General features: G+C 73.4%; 13 protein-coding genes. 10 read left to right on the top strand and 3 right to left on the bottom strand.

Annotated features, from left to right (window positions below; genetic code table 11):
- Position 1: 1 nt before the first annotated feature.
- Together D9C15_RS05045 and bchF are read right to left on the bottom strand one after the other, a co-directional pair.
- A complete protein-coding gene (locus tag D9C15_RS05045; RefSeq protein ID WP_127996349.1) occupies positions 2 to 1,246 on the bottom strand; it encodes a ferredoxin:protochlorophyllide reductase (ATP-dependent) subunit N in 1,245 nt (414 codons plus the stop codon).
- Positions 1,243 to 1,740, bottom strand: coding sequence for a 2-vinyl bacteriochlorophyllide hydratase (gene bchF, locus D9C15_RS05040; protein ID WP_127996348.1), 498 nt, complete (start codon positions 1,738 to 1,740; stop codon positions 1,243 to 1,245). The genes D9C15_RS05045 and bchF overlap by 4 nt, the downstream gene beginning before the upstream one ends.
- Positions 1,741 to 2,221: 481 nt before the next feature.
- Here bchF and D9C15_RS05035 point away from each other — a divergent pair, with 481 nt between their 5' ends.
- The 9 genes from D9C15_RS05035 to D9C15_RS04995 all read left to right on the top strand — a co-directional run bounded on the left by D9C15_RS05035 (position 2,222) and on the right by D9C15_RS04995 (position 12,246).
- Positions 2,222 to 2,995 (top strand): cobalamin B12-binding domain-containing protein, encoded by a 774-nt coding sequence (locus tag D9C15_RS05035; RefSeq protein ID WP_205854723.1) that lies wholly within the window; start codon positions 2,222 to 2,224, stop codon positions 2,993 to 2,995.
- 118 nt (positions 2,996 to 3,113) lie between these two features.
- Entirely contained in the window at positions 3,114 to 4,484 is a 1,371-nt protein-coding gene (ppsR, locus tag D9C15_RS05030) for a transcriptional regulator PpsR (protein WP_240668293.1), read from the top strand.
- A 56-nt stretch (positions 4,485 to 4,540) separates the two neighbouring features.
- Entirely contained in the window at positions 4,541 to 5,422 is an 882-nt protein-coding gene (gene chlG, locus D9C15_RS05025) for a chlorophyll synthase ChlG (protein ID WP_127996345.1), read from the top strand.
- Entirely contained in the window at positions 5,419 to 6,738 is a 1,320-nt protein-coding gene (locus D9C15_RS05020) for a BCD family MFS transporter (protein WP_240668292.1), read from the top strand. The genes chlG and D9C15_RS05020 overlap by 4 nt, the downstream gene beginning before the upstream one ends.
- Entirely contained in the window at positions 6,702 to 7,892 is a 1,191-nt protein-coding gene (locus tag D9C15_RS05015) for a geranylgeranyl diphosphate reductase (protein WP_127996344.1), read from the top strand. The genes D9C15_RS05020 and D9C15_RS05015 overlap by 37 nt, the downstream gene beginning before the upstream one ends.
- The gene (locus tag D9C15_RS05010; protein WP_205854722.1) at positions 7,885 to 8,391 is read left to right on the top strand and encodes a TspO/MBR family protein; all 507 of its coding nucleotides are present in this window, start codon (positions 7,885 to 7,887) and stop codon (positions 8,389 to 8,391) included. Before D9C15_RS05015 ends, D9C15_RS05010 begins: the two co-directional genes overlap by 8 nt.
- Positions 8,392 to 8,393: 2 nt before the next feature.
- Positions 8,394 to 8,684: a hypothetical protein gene (locus D9C15_RS05005; RefSeq protein WP_127996343.1), complete on the top strand. Its 291-nt coding sequence runs from the start codon at positions 8,394 to 8,396 to the stop codon at positions 8,682 to 8,684.
- A gap of 47 nt (positions 8,685 to 8,731) precedes the next feature.
- Positions 8,732 to 10,114, top strand: coding sequence for a PAS domain-containing protein (locus D9C15_RS05000; RefSeq protein ID WP_127996342.1), 1,383 nt, complete (start codon positions 8,732 to 8,734; stop codon positions 10,112 to 10,114).
- Positions 10,111 to 12,246, top strand: a complete 2,136-nt coding sequence (locus D9C15_RS04995; RefSeq protein WP_127996341.1) for a GAF domain-containing protein — start codon at positions 10,111 to 10,113, stop codon at positions 12,244 to 12,246. Before D9C15_RS05000 ends, D9C15_RS04995 begins: the two co-directional genes overlap by 4 nt.
- 22 nt (positions 12,247 to 12,268) lie before the next feature.
- Here D9C15_RS04995 and D9C15_RS04990 read toward each other — a convergent pair whose 3' ends face one another.
- Entirely contained in the window at positions 12,269 to 12,886 is a 618-nt protein-coding gene (locus tag D9C15_RS04990) for a biliverdin-producing heme oxygenase (RefSeq protein WP_127996340.1), read from the bottom strand.
- Positions 12,887 to 13,022: 136 nt separating this feature from the next.
- On the opposite strand from D9C15_RS04990, the gene D9C15_RS04985 reads away from it, so the two are divergent.
- Positions 13,023 to 14,951: an amylosucrase gene (locus D9C15_RS04985; RefSeq protein ID WP_127996339.1), complete on the top strand. Its 1,929-nt coding sequence runs from the start codon at positions 13,023 to 13,025 to the stop codon at positions 14,949 to 14,951.
- Positions 14,952 to 15,036 lie beyond the last annotated feature (85 nt).

Below are 15,036 nucleotides of genomic sequence, written 5' to 3'. Positions count from 1 at the left end.
GTCAGGCCGCCGCGTTCGCGAGCTTTTCCTTGCGCACCAGCGGGCGGGCGAACAGCTCCGCCAGGTCGCCGGCCTGCTCGTAGCCGTGCACCGGGCTGAACACCAGCTCGATGGACCACTTGGTCGTCAGGCCCTCGGCCTCCAGCGTGTTCGCGAGGCCGAGCCCGCAGACCACGAGGTCGGGCCGGGCAGCGCGGCAGCGGTCGAGCTGGCGTTCCACGTCCTGGCCCTCGGACAGCGTGACGCCCTCGGGCAGCAGCGGCAGCTCGTGCGCCAGGTGGGCGCGGTGCAGGTAGGGCGTGCCGACCTCGACCAGCTGCATGCCGAGCTCGCGCGCCAGGAAGCGCGCCAGCGGCACCTCGAGCTGCGAATCCGGGAACAGGAACACACGCTTGCCGGCCAGCCGCGCGTGGTGCGCCGCGAGTGCCGTGCGGGCGCGCTCGCGGCCGGGCCGCGTGACGGCGTCGAACAGCGCCGGCGGAATCTCGAAGGCGGCGGCCGCGGCGCGCAGCCAGCCGGTCGTGCCTTCCTCGCCGAACGGGAAGGGCGCCGCCAGGTGCACCGCGCCGCGCTCCTCGAGCAGCCGCGCGGTCTCGGCCAGGAAGGGCTGGGCGAGCAGGAAACGCGTGCCCGGGCCGACCGCCGGCAGCTCGGTCGAGCGGCGCGGCGGGAAGAAGCGCACCGGGATGCCGAGCGCGCCGAACAGCCGCGCGAACTGGTCCTCCACCACGTCGGGCAGCGAGCCCACCACCAGCAGCGGCGCGGCGCCCTCGCGCGGCAGGCGCGGCACCCAGGCCGCGAGGCAGGCGTCCTCGCCCTGCGTGAAGGTGGTCTCGATGCCGCTGCCCGAGTAGTTGAGCACGCGCACCTGCGGCGCATGCACGCCGTCGAGCCGCTGCGCGGCGCGCGCCAGGTCGAGCTTGATCACCTCCGACGGGCAGGAGCCGACCAGGAACAGCGTGCGGATCTCGGGCCGGCGCGCGAGCAGCCGGGCGACCACGCGGTCGAGTTCGTCGTGGCAATCGGCCAGACCGGCCAGGTCGCGCTCGTCGATGATCGCGGTGGCGAAGCGCGGCTCGGCGAAGATCATCACGCCGGCGGCGCTCTGGACCAGGTGCGCGCAGGTGCGCGAGCCGACCACCAGGAAGAACGCGTCCTGCACCTTGCGGTGCAGCCAGACGATGCCGGTCAACCCGCAGAACACCTCGCGCTGGCCGCGTTCGCGCAGCGGGATCACGCGGTTCATGCGGCGGCTCCCTGGGCCAGCGGTCCGCGCTGCTGCTGCAGCCGCGCCGCGCGCAGCTTGAGCAGGAACTGCGTCGCGTTGATCACGTAGGCGGCGTAGGCGGCCAGCGCCAGCCAGGCGAGGCCGCGGCCGTCGAGCCAGTGGCCGGCGAGCGCGGCCAGGTAGGCCGTGTGCAGCGCCAGCACCAGCATGCTGAACATGTCTTCCCAGTAGAAGGCGGGGGCGAACAGCCAGCGGCCGAACACCACCTTCTCCCAGATGCTGCCGGTCACCATGATCAGGTACAGCAGCGCGGTCTTGACCAGCACCGAGACGGTGGCCGCCTGCTCGCCCGCGCCGGTGGCCAGGTAGCGCAGCAGCAGCACCAGGCTCAGCGCAAAGGCGAGGAACTGCAGCGGCGCCAGCACACCCTGCACCACGGTCCAGGCACTGGCGTCGCGGCGGGCGCGTTCTTCGGCGGTGTACAGCGGCACGGGGGCCGGGCGCGGAGACATCGTCACTCGTGGACTCGTCGTCTTGATGCCGGCCAGACTAGGCTTTTCCCCCCAGAGTGTCAATCAGAGTAGACGTAAACCATGCTTGACATGAACCCGCACGGCGCCGATCATGTCCCTCATGGAAGACCGAGGCGGCGGTGCATCACGCCGCGCAGGCCGACCATTTGACGCATGGCGGGTCGAGGAGTACAACCCATGCTCACCGACCGCGCCCCCCGTCTGCACCAGGAAGATCCGGCAAGAACGATCCGCCCGTCTGTCTCCCGAGCATTGGCGCAGCGCTGCAAAGACTCGCCCCTCCAAGGCCCTCGAGCAGTACATCCCGAGAAGTCCGCGAGACAAGAGCCAGGAGGGTTCGATGCAAGGTGGTCCGAAGGCAGAGGCATCGCCGACCGCCGCGCGGTCGGACGCGCGGCCTCAGCGGATGCGCGATGCATCCCCCGACATCTCCCCAGCGAGCGTCCCGGCGTCGCAGCGCATGGCCTTGCTGGCGCGTGCGCTCGAGCGCGACGTGATCCCCCGCCTGGCCGCCGCGCACCGGCTGGCCGATCACCCCGAGGCCTGCAACGATGCGCGCTCGGTGGCGCTGGCGCCGACGGACGTCGACGCCTTCGCGCGCCTGGTGGCCCGTGCGCCCGAAGCGCGCCTGACCGAGCGGCTCGACGAACTGCGCGCCCGGCCCCTGTCCGTCGAGACCATCCTGATCGACCTGTTCGCGCCGGTGGCGCGACGGCTGGGCGAGCTGTGGGCGAACGACGAGTGCGACTTCACCGCGGTGACGGTGGGCCTCGGGCGACTGCAGCGAATGATGCGAGAATTGAGCCCGGCCTTCGGGGTCGAGGTGGGTCATCCGCCCAACGGTCGCCGCGTCCTGCTGGTGCGCGCGCCGGGCGAGCAGCACACCTTCGGCCTGTCGATGGTCGCCGAGTTCTTTCGCCGAGCCGGATGGGAGGTCGTGGCCGGGGGCGCGGGAGCGGACACCGATCCGATCACGGCGGTGCGGCGCGAATGGTTCGACGCGGTCGGTTTCTCGGTGGGCAGCGAAGCGCGGCTCGACTGGTTGCCCGGCTGCATCGCCGCGGTGCGCAGCGCGTCGTGCAACCGGGGCTTGCCGATACTGGTCGGCGGGCCGGTGTTCTTCCTGAAGCCGCACCTGGCGCGCGAGGTGGGGGCCGATGCCTCCGCCCCGGATGGCAGCGAAGCACCCGCCGTGGCCGAAAGCAGTATCGCCGGCCGAGTGAAACGCTACTGATCCCTCGTCCGGTCCACGGACGGGCACTGTCATGAAAACATCGACCCGCGGCCCGATCGGGGCGGGCAGGCGCAGGCCGTCAGGGAAGGCAGCGCTCGGCGACCTGGAGGGAGCGGACGTGCAGCGCCTGGTGTCGGCGGCCAGCGACGTCGCGCTGATGCTCGACGCGGACGGCGTGATCCGCGACGTGATCGTCGGCAGCGAGGCGGCCGCGGCCGAGAACACCGGGCAGTGGGTCGGTCGCTCCTGGATCGACACGGTCACCGTCGAGAGCCGGGCCAAGGTCGAGGCGCTGCTGCGCGACGCGGCCCAGGCACCACGCTGGCGCCAGGTCAACCATCCTTCGCCCAGCGGCAGCGACTGGCCGGTGCTCTACTCCGCGGTGCAACTCGGCAGCGCCCATGGCGGCGCCGTGCGCACCGTGGTGATCGGGCGCGACCTGCGCGCCACCGAGGCGCTGCAGCTGCGCCTGATCGAGGCGCAGCAGGCGATGGAGCGCGACTACTGGCGCTTCCGCCAGGCGGAGACACGGTACCGCCACCTGTTCCAGTCCTCGTCGGAGGCGGTGCTGATCGCCGACGCGGCGACGCTGAAGATCCTCGAGGCCAACCCGGCCGCCACGGCCTTGATCGGCGGCAGCAGCACGCGCCGGATCGCGGGCAGCTCGCTGACGGCGCTGTTCGAGCAGCCCGGGGCGCGCCCGCTGCAGGCCGCGCTGGCCGCGGCCCGCGCGGCGCGCAAGAGCGAGGCGGTGCGCGCCACGCTGGCCGACGGCGGCGAGCGTGTCAGCGTGGCCCTGTCCAGCTTCCGGCAGGACGATGCCTCGCTGCTGCTGGTGCGCCTGACGCGCTTCGGCGCCGAGCCGCGCGCGGCGGCGTCCGGCGAGGGCGACAGCCTGCTGCTCGGCTTCGTGCGCAGCGCGCCCGACGGCCTCGTGTTCACCGACAGCGACGGGCGCATCCTGCTGGCCAATGCGGCCTTCCTGGCGATGGCCCAGCTCGGCAGCGAGGAGCAGGCGCGCGGCGAACTGCTCGACCGCTGGCTCGGCCGCACCGGCGTGGAGCTCGGCGTGCTGCTGCAGAACGTGCGCCAGAACGGCGCGGTGCGCCTGTTCTCGACCCTGCTGCGCGGCGAGGACGGTGCCAGCACCGAGGTCGAGATCTCGGCCTCGGCGGCCGAGCAGGGCGGGCGCAGCGCGCTCGCCTTCGCGGTGCGCGACGTCGGCCGGCGCCTGTCGGCCGAGCCGCGCGCGGCCGGCGAGCTGCCGCGCTCCGCCGGCGAGCTGGCCGAGCTGGTGGGACGCGTGCCGCTGAAGGACATCGTCGGCGAGACCACCGACCTGATCGAGCAGCTGTGCATCGAGGCGGCGCTCAAGCTGACCGGCGACAACCGCGCCTCGGCCGCGCAGATGCTCGGCCTCTCGCGCCAGAGCCTGTACGTCAAGCTGCGCCGCTACGGGCTCGGCGACCTCGGCGAGAGCGAATCCTGACGCGACACGTGTAAATCTGGATTGACACTCCAGGGTGTCGCTTCCAGAATGAGCCGATGGCCCTCCCCGCGCCGTCGGCCGTTGCCGAGCTGTTCAAGCCGATCACCTGGTTCCCGCCCATGTGGGCCTTCGGCTGCGGGGCGGTCGCCTCCGGCGTGGCGCTGTCCGAGCGCTGGGCGCTGGTGCTGCTGGGGCTGCTGCTGGCCGGGCCGATGGTCTGCGCCACCAGCCAGGCGGTGAACGACTGGTTCGACCGCCATGTCGACGCGATCAACGAGCCGCAGCGCCCGATCCCCTCGGGCCGCATGCCGGGCCGCTGGGGTCTCTACATCGCCACGCTGTGGACGCTGGTGTCGCTGGCGGTGGGCCTCGCGCTCGGGCCCTGGGGATTCGCGGCGGCGGCCCTCGGGCTGGCGCTCGCCTGGGCCTACAGCGCGCCGCCGCTGCGCCTGAAGCGCAACGGCTGGTGGGGCAATGCGGCCTGCGGGCTGTGCTACGAGGGCCTGGCCTGGGCCACCGGCGCGGCGGTGATGGCCGGCGGCGCGCTGCCCGACGCCCGCTCCCTCGCGCTCGCGGCGCTCTACAGCCTCGGGGCCCACGGCATCATGACCTTGAACGACTTCAAGTCGGTCGAGGGCGACCGGCGCATGGGCATCGGCTCGCTGCCGGTGCGCCTGGGCATCGATGCCGCGGCACGCGTGGCCTGCTGGACCATGGCACTGCCGCAGGCCGGCGTGATCGCACTGCTGCTGTGGTGGGGCGCGCCGTGGCACGCGGCCGGTGTCGCCGCGCTGCTGGCGGTGCAATTGGTGCTGATGCGCCGCTTCGTCGCCGATCCTCTCGCCCGCGCCACCTGGTACAGCGCGCTCGGCATCAACTTCTTCGTTGCCGGCATGCTGGTCAGCGCCTTCGCGTTGCGCTCGGCCCTCGCATCGTGAACTGGCTGGGTGTGTTCCGCCTCGGCCTGGTGCAGATGGCGCTGGGCGCGATCGTCGTGCTGACCACCTCGACGCTGAACCGCGTGATGGTGGTCGAGCTGGCGCTGCCGGCGCTGGTGCCGGGGCTGCTGGTCGCGCTGCACCATGCGGTGCAACTCGCGCGGCCGCGCCTGGGCTTCGGCGCCGACGTCGGCGGACGCTGCACGCCGTGGATCATCGGCGGCATGGCCGTGCTCGGTGCGGGCGGTGCGCTGGCCGCGCTCGGCGTGGCCTGGGCCGGCACCGACCGCCCGGCCGGGCTGGCGCTGGTCACGCTGGCCTATGCGCTGGTCGGGCTCGGCGTGGCGGGCAGCGGCACCGCCTTGCTGGTGCTGCTGGCCAAGCGCGTGCCCGAGGGGCGCCGTGCCGGCGCGGCCACCGTGGTGTGGATGATGATGATCGCCGGCTTCGCGATCACCGCCGGCCTGGCCGGCCGCTGGCTCGACCCGTACTCGCCCGCACGGCTCGTGGCCGTCAGCAGCGCCGTCTCGCTGCTCGCCTGGCTGGTGACGCTGCTGGCGGTGTGGGGTGTCGAGAAGGCCTCGGCCGCAGCGCAGCCCGCGGCGCCGGCGCGGAAGGAACACCCCGAGTTCCGCGCCGCGCTGCGCGAGGTCTGGAGCGAGCCGGTCGCGCGCCGCTTCACGATCTTCGTCGCGGTGTCGATGCTTGCCTTCAGCGCCCAGGACCTGATCCTCGAGCCCTTTGCCGGCGTGGTGTTCGGGCTCGGCCCGGGCGCGACGACGCAGCTCTCGGGCGTGCAGCACGGCGGTGTGTTCGCCGGCATGCTGGCCGCCGGCCTGGCCGGACGCCGCGCCTTCGGCTCGCTGCGCGCCTGGACGGTCGGCGGCTGCCTCGCCTCGGCGCTGGCGCTGGCCGGCCTGTGCATGGCCGGCTTCGTCGGCGGCGCGTGGCCGCTGCATGCGACGGTGTTCGCGCTCGGTGCGGCCAACGGCGCGTTCTCGATCGCCGCCATCGGTTCGATGATGCGGCTGGCCGGCGCCGGCCGGCGCGGTCGCGAGGGCACGCGCATGGGACTGTGGGGCGCGGCGCAGGCGATCGCCTTCGGCGGCGGCGGCCTGCTCGGCGCGGGGGCCAGCGACCTGGTGCGCCTGGCCGTGCCCGCACCCGGCGAGGCCTACGCGATCGTGTTCGGTGCCGAGGCCTTGTTGTTCGTCGTCGCCGCCCGGCTGGCGGCGGCCATCGAGCCCGCCGCGGCGGTGCAGGGAAAGGCAGGCGATCCATGGCAGCGACCGGTCACACCTACGATGCCGTCGTGATCGGCGGCGGGCCGTCCGGCGCGACGGCTGCGCACCAGCTGGCCCGGCAGGGCCGCAGCGTGCTGCTGCTCGACCATGCCGGCCGCATCAAGCCCTGCGGCGGCGCGATCCCGCCGCGGCTGATCCGCGACTTCCAGATCCCCGACCACCTGCTCGTCGCGCGCATCCGCTGCGCGCGCATGGTGGCGCCGAGCGACGCCCGGGTCGACATTCCGATCGAGGGCGGCTACGTCGGCATGGTCGACCGCGGCCCGTTCGACGAATGGCTGCGCGAGCGCGCCGCACAGGCCGGCGCGGTGCGTGTCACCGGCCGCTTCGAGCGCTTCGAGCGTGATGCCGACGGCACGGCGCGGCTGCACGTGCGGCGGCCCGACGGCAGCGCGGCGAGCGTGCGCGCACGCTGCGTGGTCGGTGCCGACGGCGCGCGCTCGGAGCTCGCGCGCCAGGCCATCCCCGGCGCCGAATGCGGGCGCTTCGTGTTCGCCTACCACGAGATCCTGCGCACGCCCGAGCAGCCGCCGGCCAGCTACGACGGCGCGCGCTGCGACGTGGTCTACCGCGGCGTGTTCTCGCCCGACTTCTACGGCTGGGTGTTCCCGCACGGATCGACGCTGTCGGTGGGCACCGGCAGCGCCGACAAGGGTTTCTCGCTGCGCGGCGCCACTGCCGCACTGCGCCGCGCCAGCGGCCTGGAAGGCGCGCAGACGCTGCGCCGCGAGGGCGCGCCGATCCCGCTGCAGCCGCTGCCGCGCTGGGACAACGGACGCGACGTGGTGCTGGCCGGCGATGCGGCCGGGGTCGTGGCGCCGGCCTCGGGCGAGGGCATCTACTACGCGATGGCCAGCGGCCAGCTGGCCGCCGAGGCGGTCGAGGCCTGCCTGCGCAGCGGCGACGCGCGCGCACTGGCGCAGGCGCGCAAGCGCTTCCTGCGCGCCCACGGCCGGGTGTTCTGGGTGCTGGGCCTCATGCAGCGCTTCTGGTACGGCAGCGACCGGCGCCGCGAGCGCTTCGTCGCGATCTGCCGCGACCGCGACGTGCAGCAGCTCACCTTCGAGGCCTACATGAACAAGCAGCTGGTGCGGGCCCGGCCGCTCGCCCACGTGCGCATCTTCTTCAAGGACATGGCGCACCTGCTGGGGCTGGCCCGTGTCTGACGACGGCCCCGGCGCACACCCGCAGCGGCCGCAGTCGAGGCGCGCCGTGCTGGTCGCGGCGCTGGCCGCGCTCGGCGTGGCCGTGCTCGGCGGACTGTCGACCGACCTGGGCGACTGGTACGCGCAGCTGAAGCAGCCGCCCTGGAAACCGCCGGATGCACTGTTCGGCCCGGCCTGGACGCTGATCTTCGCGCTCACTGCGCTGTCCGGCGTCATGGCCTGGCGCCACGCCGGCGCGCGGCAGCGCAGCGGCATCCTGATCGTGTTCGCGCTGAACGGCTTCCTCAACGTGCTGTGGAGCCTGCTGTTCTTCCGCCTGCGCCGGCCCGACTGGGCCTTCGCCGAGGTCACGTTCCTGTGGGCCTCGATCCTGCTGATGATGGTGGTGTGCTGGCGCAGCTCGCGCCGCGCCGCGCTGCTGCTGCTGCCGTACCTGGCCTGGGTGGCGTTCGCGGCGCTGCTCAACCTCGAGGTGGTGCGGCTCAACGGCCCCTTCTGACCATGCCCGACCGGTTCGACTGGCTCGACGCGGCACGCGCCGCCGACCTGATCGCGGGGCTGCTGCTCGTCGAGGCGGCCTGGCTGCTGTGGCGGCACCGGCGCACCGGGCGCGGACCGCGCGCCGCCGAGGTGCTGGCGATGCTCGGGGCCGGTTTCGCGCTGGTGATGGCGCTGCGCGGCGTGGCGAGCGGCCTCGCCTGGCCCTGGACCGCCCTCTGGCTTGCAGTGGCCGGGATCGCCCACATCTGCGACCTGATCCAGCGCATCGGAGGCTCACGACCCGGGGCATAGAATGCCCCGACGATTCCAGCTTCCGAGCCCGACACAGGAGACGGCGCGTGAACCAACGCTCGGGCACTACCAGCGACCTGGAGGCTTTGTCGCCCTGGGTCAACGAACTGGCGCAGACCTTCGTCTCCCTGTCCAGCGACATCGCCCTGGTGATGGATGCCAGCGGCGTGATCACCGGGGTGGCGCAGTCCGTCGGCACGCCGATGGCGCCGGAGGCCGCACAGTGGGTCGGCAGGTCCTGGGCCGACACCGTCACCGCCGAGACGCGGCGCAAGATCGAGCTGCTGCTGGGCGACGTCGCGAGCACCGGGCTGGCGCGGCGCCGCGAGGTCAGCCACCCGGGCGGCGCGGGGTCCGACATCCCGGTGGCCTATACCGCCATCCGGCTCGGGACCCGCGGGCCGGTGCTGGCGGTGGGGCGCGACCTGCGTGCGATCGCGGCCATCCAGCAGCAGTTCCTCGACGCCCAGCAGGAGCTCGAGCGCGGCTACTGGCGCGCGCGCCGGGCCGAGACACGCGATCGTGCGCTGCGCCAGGTGGTCACCGACGCGCTGCTGGTGCTCGACGCCGAGAGCGGCATCGTGCGCTCGACCAACGCGGCGGCGCAGCGGCTCGGCACGGACGAGTCGCCGCTCGGCCGACCGGCCGTGCAGCTTTTCGACGCCCATTCACGCGCCGCGGTGGACGAGTTGCTCGTCACCGCGCGCAGCGGCGGCCGCCCGGTCGAGTTGCGTGCCCGGCTCGCCGGCGCGCACGCCTACGTCAGCGTGGCGGCCACGCCGTTCCGGGTCGGTGCCTCGCAGCGGCTGCTGCTGCGCCTGCGCGACCCGACCGAAGGCGAGCCGTCGGCCGCCGAGCGCCGCCGCCAGGCCGACCCGGGCGACGCGGCGGTGGTGATCACCGATGCCGCCGGCCACGTGCGGGCCTGCGACGAATCCTTCGCCGCGCTGATCGGCCAGCCGGGCGAGGCCGCGCTGGTGGGCCGCCCGCTGTCGGACTGGCTCGGTGACGACCGGCAGCCGCTCGACGTGCTGCTCGCCGACACGCGCCGCGAGGGCCTGGCCGAGCGCGACGGCTTCGCGCTGCGCGGCAGTGCCACGGCGCACGGCGCGCACGTGTCGGCCAGCTGGCTCACCGAGGGCGACCAGGAAGGCATCGGCCTGGTCGTGCGCCCGGGCGACGCGAACGGCCTCGCGGCCGCGCCGCAGCGTGCCTTCCTGCAGGCCTGGGAGGCGCTGGACGGACAGCTGGGTCACACCAGCCTGACGCAGATGCTGCGCGAGGCGGCCGTGCTGGCCGAGCGCCACTTCATCCAGGCCGCGCTGCAGCGTTGCGGCGGCGACGCGGCGGCAGCGGCCGAGCTGCTGGGCGTCAGCCGCGACAATCTGGCCCGGCGCCGGCGTGGCCGGCGCACGCCCCGCAAGTCGTGAACGACCAGTCTCCCGCCTTCGGTCAGGCCGACCTGACCAACTGCGAGCGCGAGCTGATCCACCTCGCCGGCTCGGTGCAGCCGCATGGCCTGCTGCTGACGCTGCAGGAACCCGCGCTGACGGTGCTGCAGGCGAGCGCGAACGTCGCCGGGCTGCTCGGCGCACAGCCCGGTGACCTGCTGGGCCGCAGCCTGCGCGAGCTCGGGGCCGAGGTCGACGCGACCGTGCGCGAGCTGGCGCGGGACCCGCAGCTGGGCGAACTGGCGCCGCTGCGCACCACGCTGACGGTGCGCGGCACGCCGCAGGTCTTCGAGGGCAGCCTGCATCGCGTGCCGGGCCAGGGCCTGGTGGTCGAGCTCGAGCCCGAGCCGGGCGAGCCGGTGTCCGCCGACCTCGACGGCGCGCTCGCGCGGGCCCTGCAGCGTTTCAACGGCGCGGCCACCGTCGGCACGCTGGCCGACGCGGTGGTGCGCGTGTTCCGCGATCTGACCGGTTACGACCGGGTCATGGTCTACCAGTTCGACCCCGACGGCCACGGCAAGGTGATCGCCGAGGCACGCGACCCGCGCCTCGAGTCGCTGCTCGGCCATCACTACCCGTCCACCGACATCCCGCAGCGTGCCCGCGAGCTGTACCTGCGCAACCGCGTGCGCGTGCTGGTCGACGTCGACGCGCCGGCCGCGCCGTTGCAGCCGGCGCGGCTGCCGGAGGGGGCCGAGCTCGACATGTCGATGTGCAGCCTGCGCAGCATGTCGCCGCTGCACCTGCAGTACCTGCGCAACATGGGAGTCACCGCGACGCTGGTGGTCTCGCTGGTGCGCGAGGGACGGCTGTGGGGCCTGGTGGCCTGCCACCACTACGCGGCGCGGCGCCTGCCTTACGCGCTGCGCGCCGCCTCCGACCTGCTCGCCGAGGTCATCGCCACGCGCCTGGCGGCGATCGAGAACTACGCCTACGCGCAGGTGGCGATCCAGGTGCGCCGGCTCGAACAGCGCCTGATCGAGGCCACCTCGACCGAGGGCGACTGGCGCCTGGCGCTGCTGCGCAACCCGCGCACCCTGCTGCAGCCGCTGGACGCGAGCGGCGCAGTGCTGTTCCACGACGACGAGGTGCTGACCACCGGCGAGGTGCCGTCGACCCCGCAGCTGCGCGCGCTGCGCGACTGGATCGAAACCCGGCCGCGTGAGGACCTGTTCGCCTGCTCGGCGGTGGAACAGGCCAACCCGGCCCTGTCCGCGCTGACGCCCACCGCCAGCGGCGTGATCGCGGTGCGCCTGTCGAACCACCGGCCCGACTACCTGATGTGGCTGCGCAAGGAGCAGCTGATGTCGGTCACCTGGGCCGGCAACCCCGGCAAGCCGATGATCGACGACGATCCGCTGCAGCTCTCGCCGCGGCGCTCCTTCGCGGCCTGGTCGGAGATGGTGCGCGGCACCGCCGCACCCTGGACCGGCGGCGAGCTGGCGCTGGCGCGCGCCATCGGCACGGCGCTGAACGACATCATCGTGCAGGTCAACGCGGTGCGGCTGCTGATCGCCGAGCACCAGCTCGCCCGGCTGCGCGCGACGGTCGGCGGCGCCAACGAGGCGGTGATCGTCGCCGATGCCGACCACCGCACGCTGTTCGCCAACGAAGCCTTCCACCGCCTGACCGGGCGCGACGCGCGCGCGCTGCCCGACCTGGACGCGCTCGCGGCCTGCTTCGTCGAGGCCGACGCCGCGCGCCGCCGCCTCGCCACGCTCGGCAACGACGGGCGCTCCTGGCGCGCCGAACTGACCCTGGCGCTCGAACCGCCCGTGCCGGTGGCATTGCGTGTCGAGGTGGTGCCGGCGCGCGACGGCACCGTGCTCGGCCACATCCTGGTGCTGGAGAACCTGACGGCGACGCGCCGCGCCGCGCAGGCGCGCGAGCACCTGGAGCAGGCGCTGGCACGCGCCCGGCCGCTGGCCACGGCCGCCGGGCAGGACGAACTCGGCAGCGCCATCCTGGCCAACGCCAGCCTGGCGGCGATGGACATCGCGGACGGGCCGTCGGCGCCCTCGGTGGTGCCGGTGCTCGAGGAGCTCGAGGCCTCGACCCAGCGCGCCACGCTGCTGTACGAGCGCATCCGCCGCTTCCGGCGCGGCCGCTGAACGCGCCGCCCCGGGGCCCCGTTCAGCGCATCGCCTGCAGTTCGGCGAACAGGTGCTCGTGGCGCCCGAAGGCCGCCAGCGCCTCGTCCAGCGGGGCCTCGCGCTGCGGCGCATCCACCACCAGGGCGTCCAGTCCGGCGCGCAGCCCCTGCGCGAGCGAGTCGGGCGGCGCCTCGAATCGGTAGAAGCGCGTGCCGGCCTCTCCGGCCAGGCCGAGGCTGCGCTGCACGATGCGGCCGAGCACCTGGCCGCCGCTCAGGTCGCCCAGGTAGCGCACGTAGGCATGGGCGGCCAGCAGCAGCGGCTGGGCGGCGGCGAGTTCGCCCAGGCGCCGGGCGTAGCCGATCGAGGCGGGGCGCGGCGCCAGTTCCTCGCGCCAGCGCGGGCCGTGCAGCAGGACCAGGTCTTCGCCGAGCGCCTCACTGCGCGGCAGGGCGGGGTGGACCAGCGGCGCGAGCGCGGGCTGCGCGCCCAGCGCCGCCTCGAGCGCGGCGTAGACCTCGTGCAGGCTGCGCAACAGCAGCGTGTAGCCGGCCCGGTCCAGCCGCCCGGCCAGCAGGGCCCGCACGAAGGGCGTGCCTTCGACGCGCCGGTGGGCAGCGGCAGTGCGTTCGCGCAAGGTCGCGCTCAGGGAAGCCATGCGGGGATTGTCGGGCCAGCCGGACCGGCCTCCGCGGGGACCGGGAACGACCTTGTCGCAGGTCAGGTTGCCTTGAGCTCAAAGCGATTTGGAGGATAATCAAATCGCTTTGGCGACCGAACAAGACGGAGGAGACATGCTGGATCCGAAGCACGCGCAGGGCGCGGACTGGGTCGCGCCGGACGAACAGCTCGGCCGGCTCTGGCGCGCGCTGCGCGACCGGGTGGCACCCGACGGCGCTGTCCATTGGCCGGCCTTCGACGCGCGCCTGCGCCGCCATCTCGGCACGCTGCGCGACGAACTGGCGCGCCTGTACGGCCAGCGGCTCGATTTCGAGCCGGTGCTGGTCGACCTGCTGGCCGGCGTCTACGCCCAGTGGTGCGAGCGGCCGCCCGAACTCAAGGCGCTGGACGACACACGCGAGCACGATCCGGACTGGTTCCAGTCGCAGACGATGCTCGGCGGCGTCTGCTATGTCGACCTGTACGCGGGCCACTTCGCCGGCATCGCGGCGCAGATCCCGTACTTCCGCGAACTCGGGCTGAGCTACCTGCACCTGATGCCGGTGTTCAAGTGCCCCGAGCCGCACAGCGACGGCGGCTACGCCGTCAGCAGCTACCGCGAGACGCACCCGAAGCTCGGCACGATCGCCGAACTGCGCACGCTGGCCGGCCAGCTGCGCGAGGCCGGCATCTCGCTGGTGCTCGACTTCGTGTTCAACCACACCTCCGACGAGCACGACTGGGCCGTGGCCGCGAAGGCCGGTGACCCGGCCTACCGCGACTTCTTCTTCATCTTCCCCGACCGCACCGAGCCCGACCGCTACGAGCGCACGCTGCGCGAGATCTTCCCCGACGAGCACCCCGGTGCCTTCTCGCAGCTGGAGGACGGCCGCTGGGTCTGGACCACCTTCCACTCCTACCAGTGGGACCTGAACTACGCCAACCCGAAGGTGTTCGCGGCGATGGCCGGCGAGATGCTGGCCATCGCCAACCTCGGCGTCGAGTTCCTGCGCATGGACGCGGTGGCCTTCATCTGGAAGCGCCTGGGCACGTCCTGCGAGAACCTGCCCGAGGCGCACACGCTGCTGCGCGCCTACAACGCGCTGGCGCGCATCGCCGCGCCGGCGCTGCTGTTCAAGAGCGAGGCCATCGTGCACCCGGACGACGTGGTGAAGTACATCGCGCCGGCCGAGTGCCAGATCTCCTACAACCCGCTGCAGATGGCGCTGCTGTGGGAGAGCCTGGCCACGCGCCAGGTCGCCCTGCTGCAGCAGGCACTCGAGCGGCGCCACGCGCTGCCCGCCGGCACCGCCTGGGTCAACTACGTGCGCAGCCACGACGACATCGGCTGGACCTTCGCGGATGAAGACGCGATCCAGCTCGGCATCAGGGGCTTCGACCACCGGCAGTTCCTGAACCGCTTCTACGTCAACCGCTTCCCCGGCAGCTTCGCGCGCGGCGTGCCCTTCCAGGACAACCCGGCCACCGGCGACTGCCGCATCAGCGGCACCTGCGCCTCGCTGTGCGGGCTCGAGCAGCACGACCCGCATGCGGTGGCGCGCATCCTGCTGCTGCACGGCGTGGCGCTGGCGGCCGGCGGCATCCCGCTGATCTACCTCGGCGACGAGGTCGGCACGTTGAACGACCCCGGCTACGTGAACGAGCCCGGCAAGGGCGACGACAGCCGCTGGGTGCACCGGCCGCGCCGCGACGCGGCGCGCTACGCGCAGCGCCACGACGCGGCCAGCGACGCCGGCCGCATCTACGGCGGGCTGCGCCGGCTGATCGAGGTGCGGCGCTCGCTCGACTGCTTCGCCGGCAACCGGCTGATCGCGTTCTGGAGCAAGAACCCGCACGTGCTGGGCTTCATGCGCCCGGCGGCGCGCGGCAGCGTGCTGGTGCTGGCCAACTTCAGCGAGCAGCCGCAGCGCATCGAGGCGCATGTGCTCTCGGGCATGCCGGCCGCGGCCGAGGAGCTGATCGGCGGCGGCCACGCCGACCTGCGCCGCCCGCTCGAACTCGCGCCCTACCAGATGCTCTGGCTGGACTGCCGCACCGCTTGAGGCATGCTGCGTGCTTGACTGACGTCCGTCAGGCACCTTCGCGAAGGCATCTCATGACTGCATCCCCTCCTGCCCCGGCCGAGGC

The sequence above is a fragment of the Piscinibacter defluvii genome, from assembly GCF_004011805.1.
In the GTDB taxonomy this organism is placed as follows: Bacteria; Pseudomonadota; Gammaproteobacteria; order Burkholderiales; family Burkholderiaceae_C; genus Piscinibacter; species Piscinibacter defluvii.
This window is presented reverse-complemented; position numbering and strand designations above follow the sequence as displayed.

Bases quoted from the DNA above. Each gene is read 5' to 3' on its own strand.
- D9C15_RS05045 (WP_127996349.1), bottom strand. From the start codon at position 1,246: ATGAACCGCGTGATCCCGCTGCGCGAACGCGGCCAGCGCGAGGTGTTC.
- bchF (WP_127996348.1), bottom strand. From the start codon at position 1,740: ATGTCTCCGCGCCCGGCCCCCGTGCCGCTGTACACCGCCGAAGAACGC.
- D9C15_RS05035 (WP_205854723.1), top strand. From the start codon at position 2,222: ATGGCCTTGCTGGCGCGTGCGCTCGAGCGCGACGTGATCCCCCGCCTG.
- chlG (WP_127996345.1), top strand. From the start codon at position 4,541: ATGGCCCTCCCCGCGCCGTCGGCCGTTGCCGAGCTGTTCAAGCCGATC.
- D9C15_RS05015 (WP_127996344.1), top strand. From the start codon at position 6,702: ATGGCAGCGACCGGTCACACCTACGATGCCGTCGTGATCGGCGGCGGG.
- D9C15_RS05005 (WP_127996343.1), top strand. From the start codon at position 8,394: ATGCCCGACCGGTTCGACTGGCTCGACGCGGCACGCGCCGCCGACCTG.
- D9C15_RS04990 (WP_127996340.1), bottom strand. From the start codon at position 12,886: ATGGCTTCCCTGAGCGCGACCTTGCGCGAACGCACTGCCGCTGCCCAC.
- D9C15_RS04985 (WP_127996339.1), top strand. From the start codon at position 13,023: ATGCTGGATCCGAAGCACGCGCAGGGCGCGGACTGGGTCGCGCCGGAC.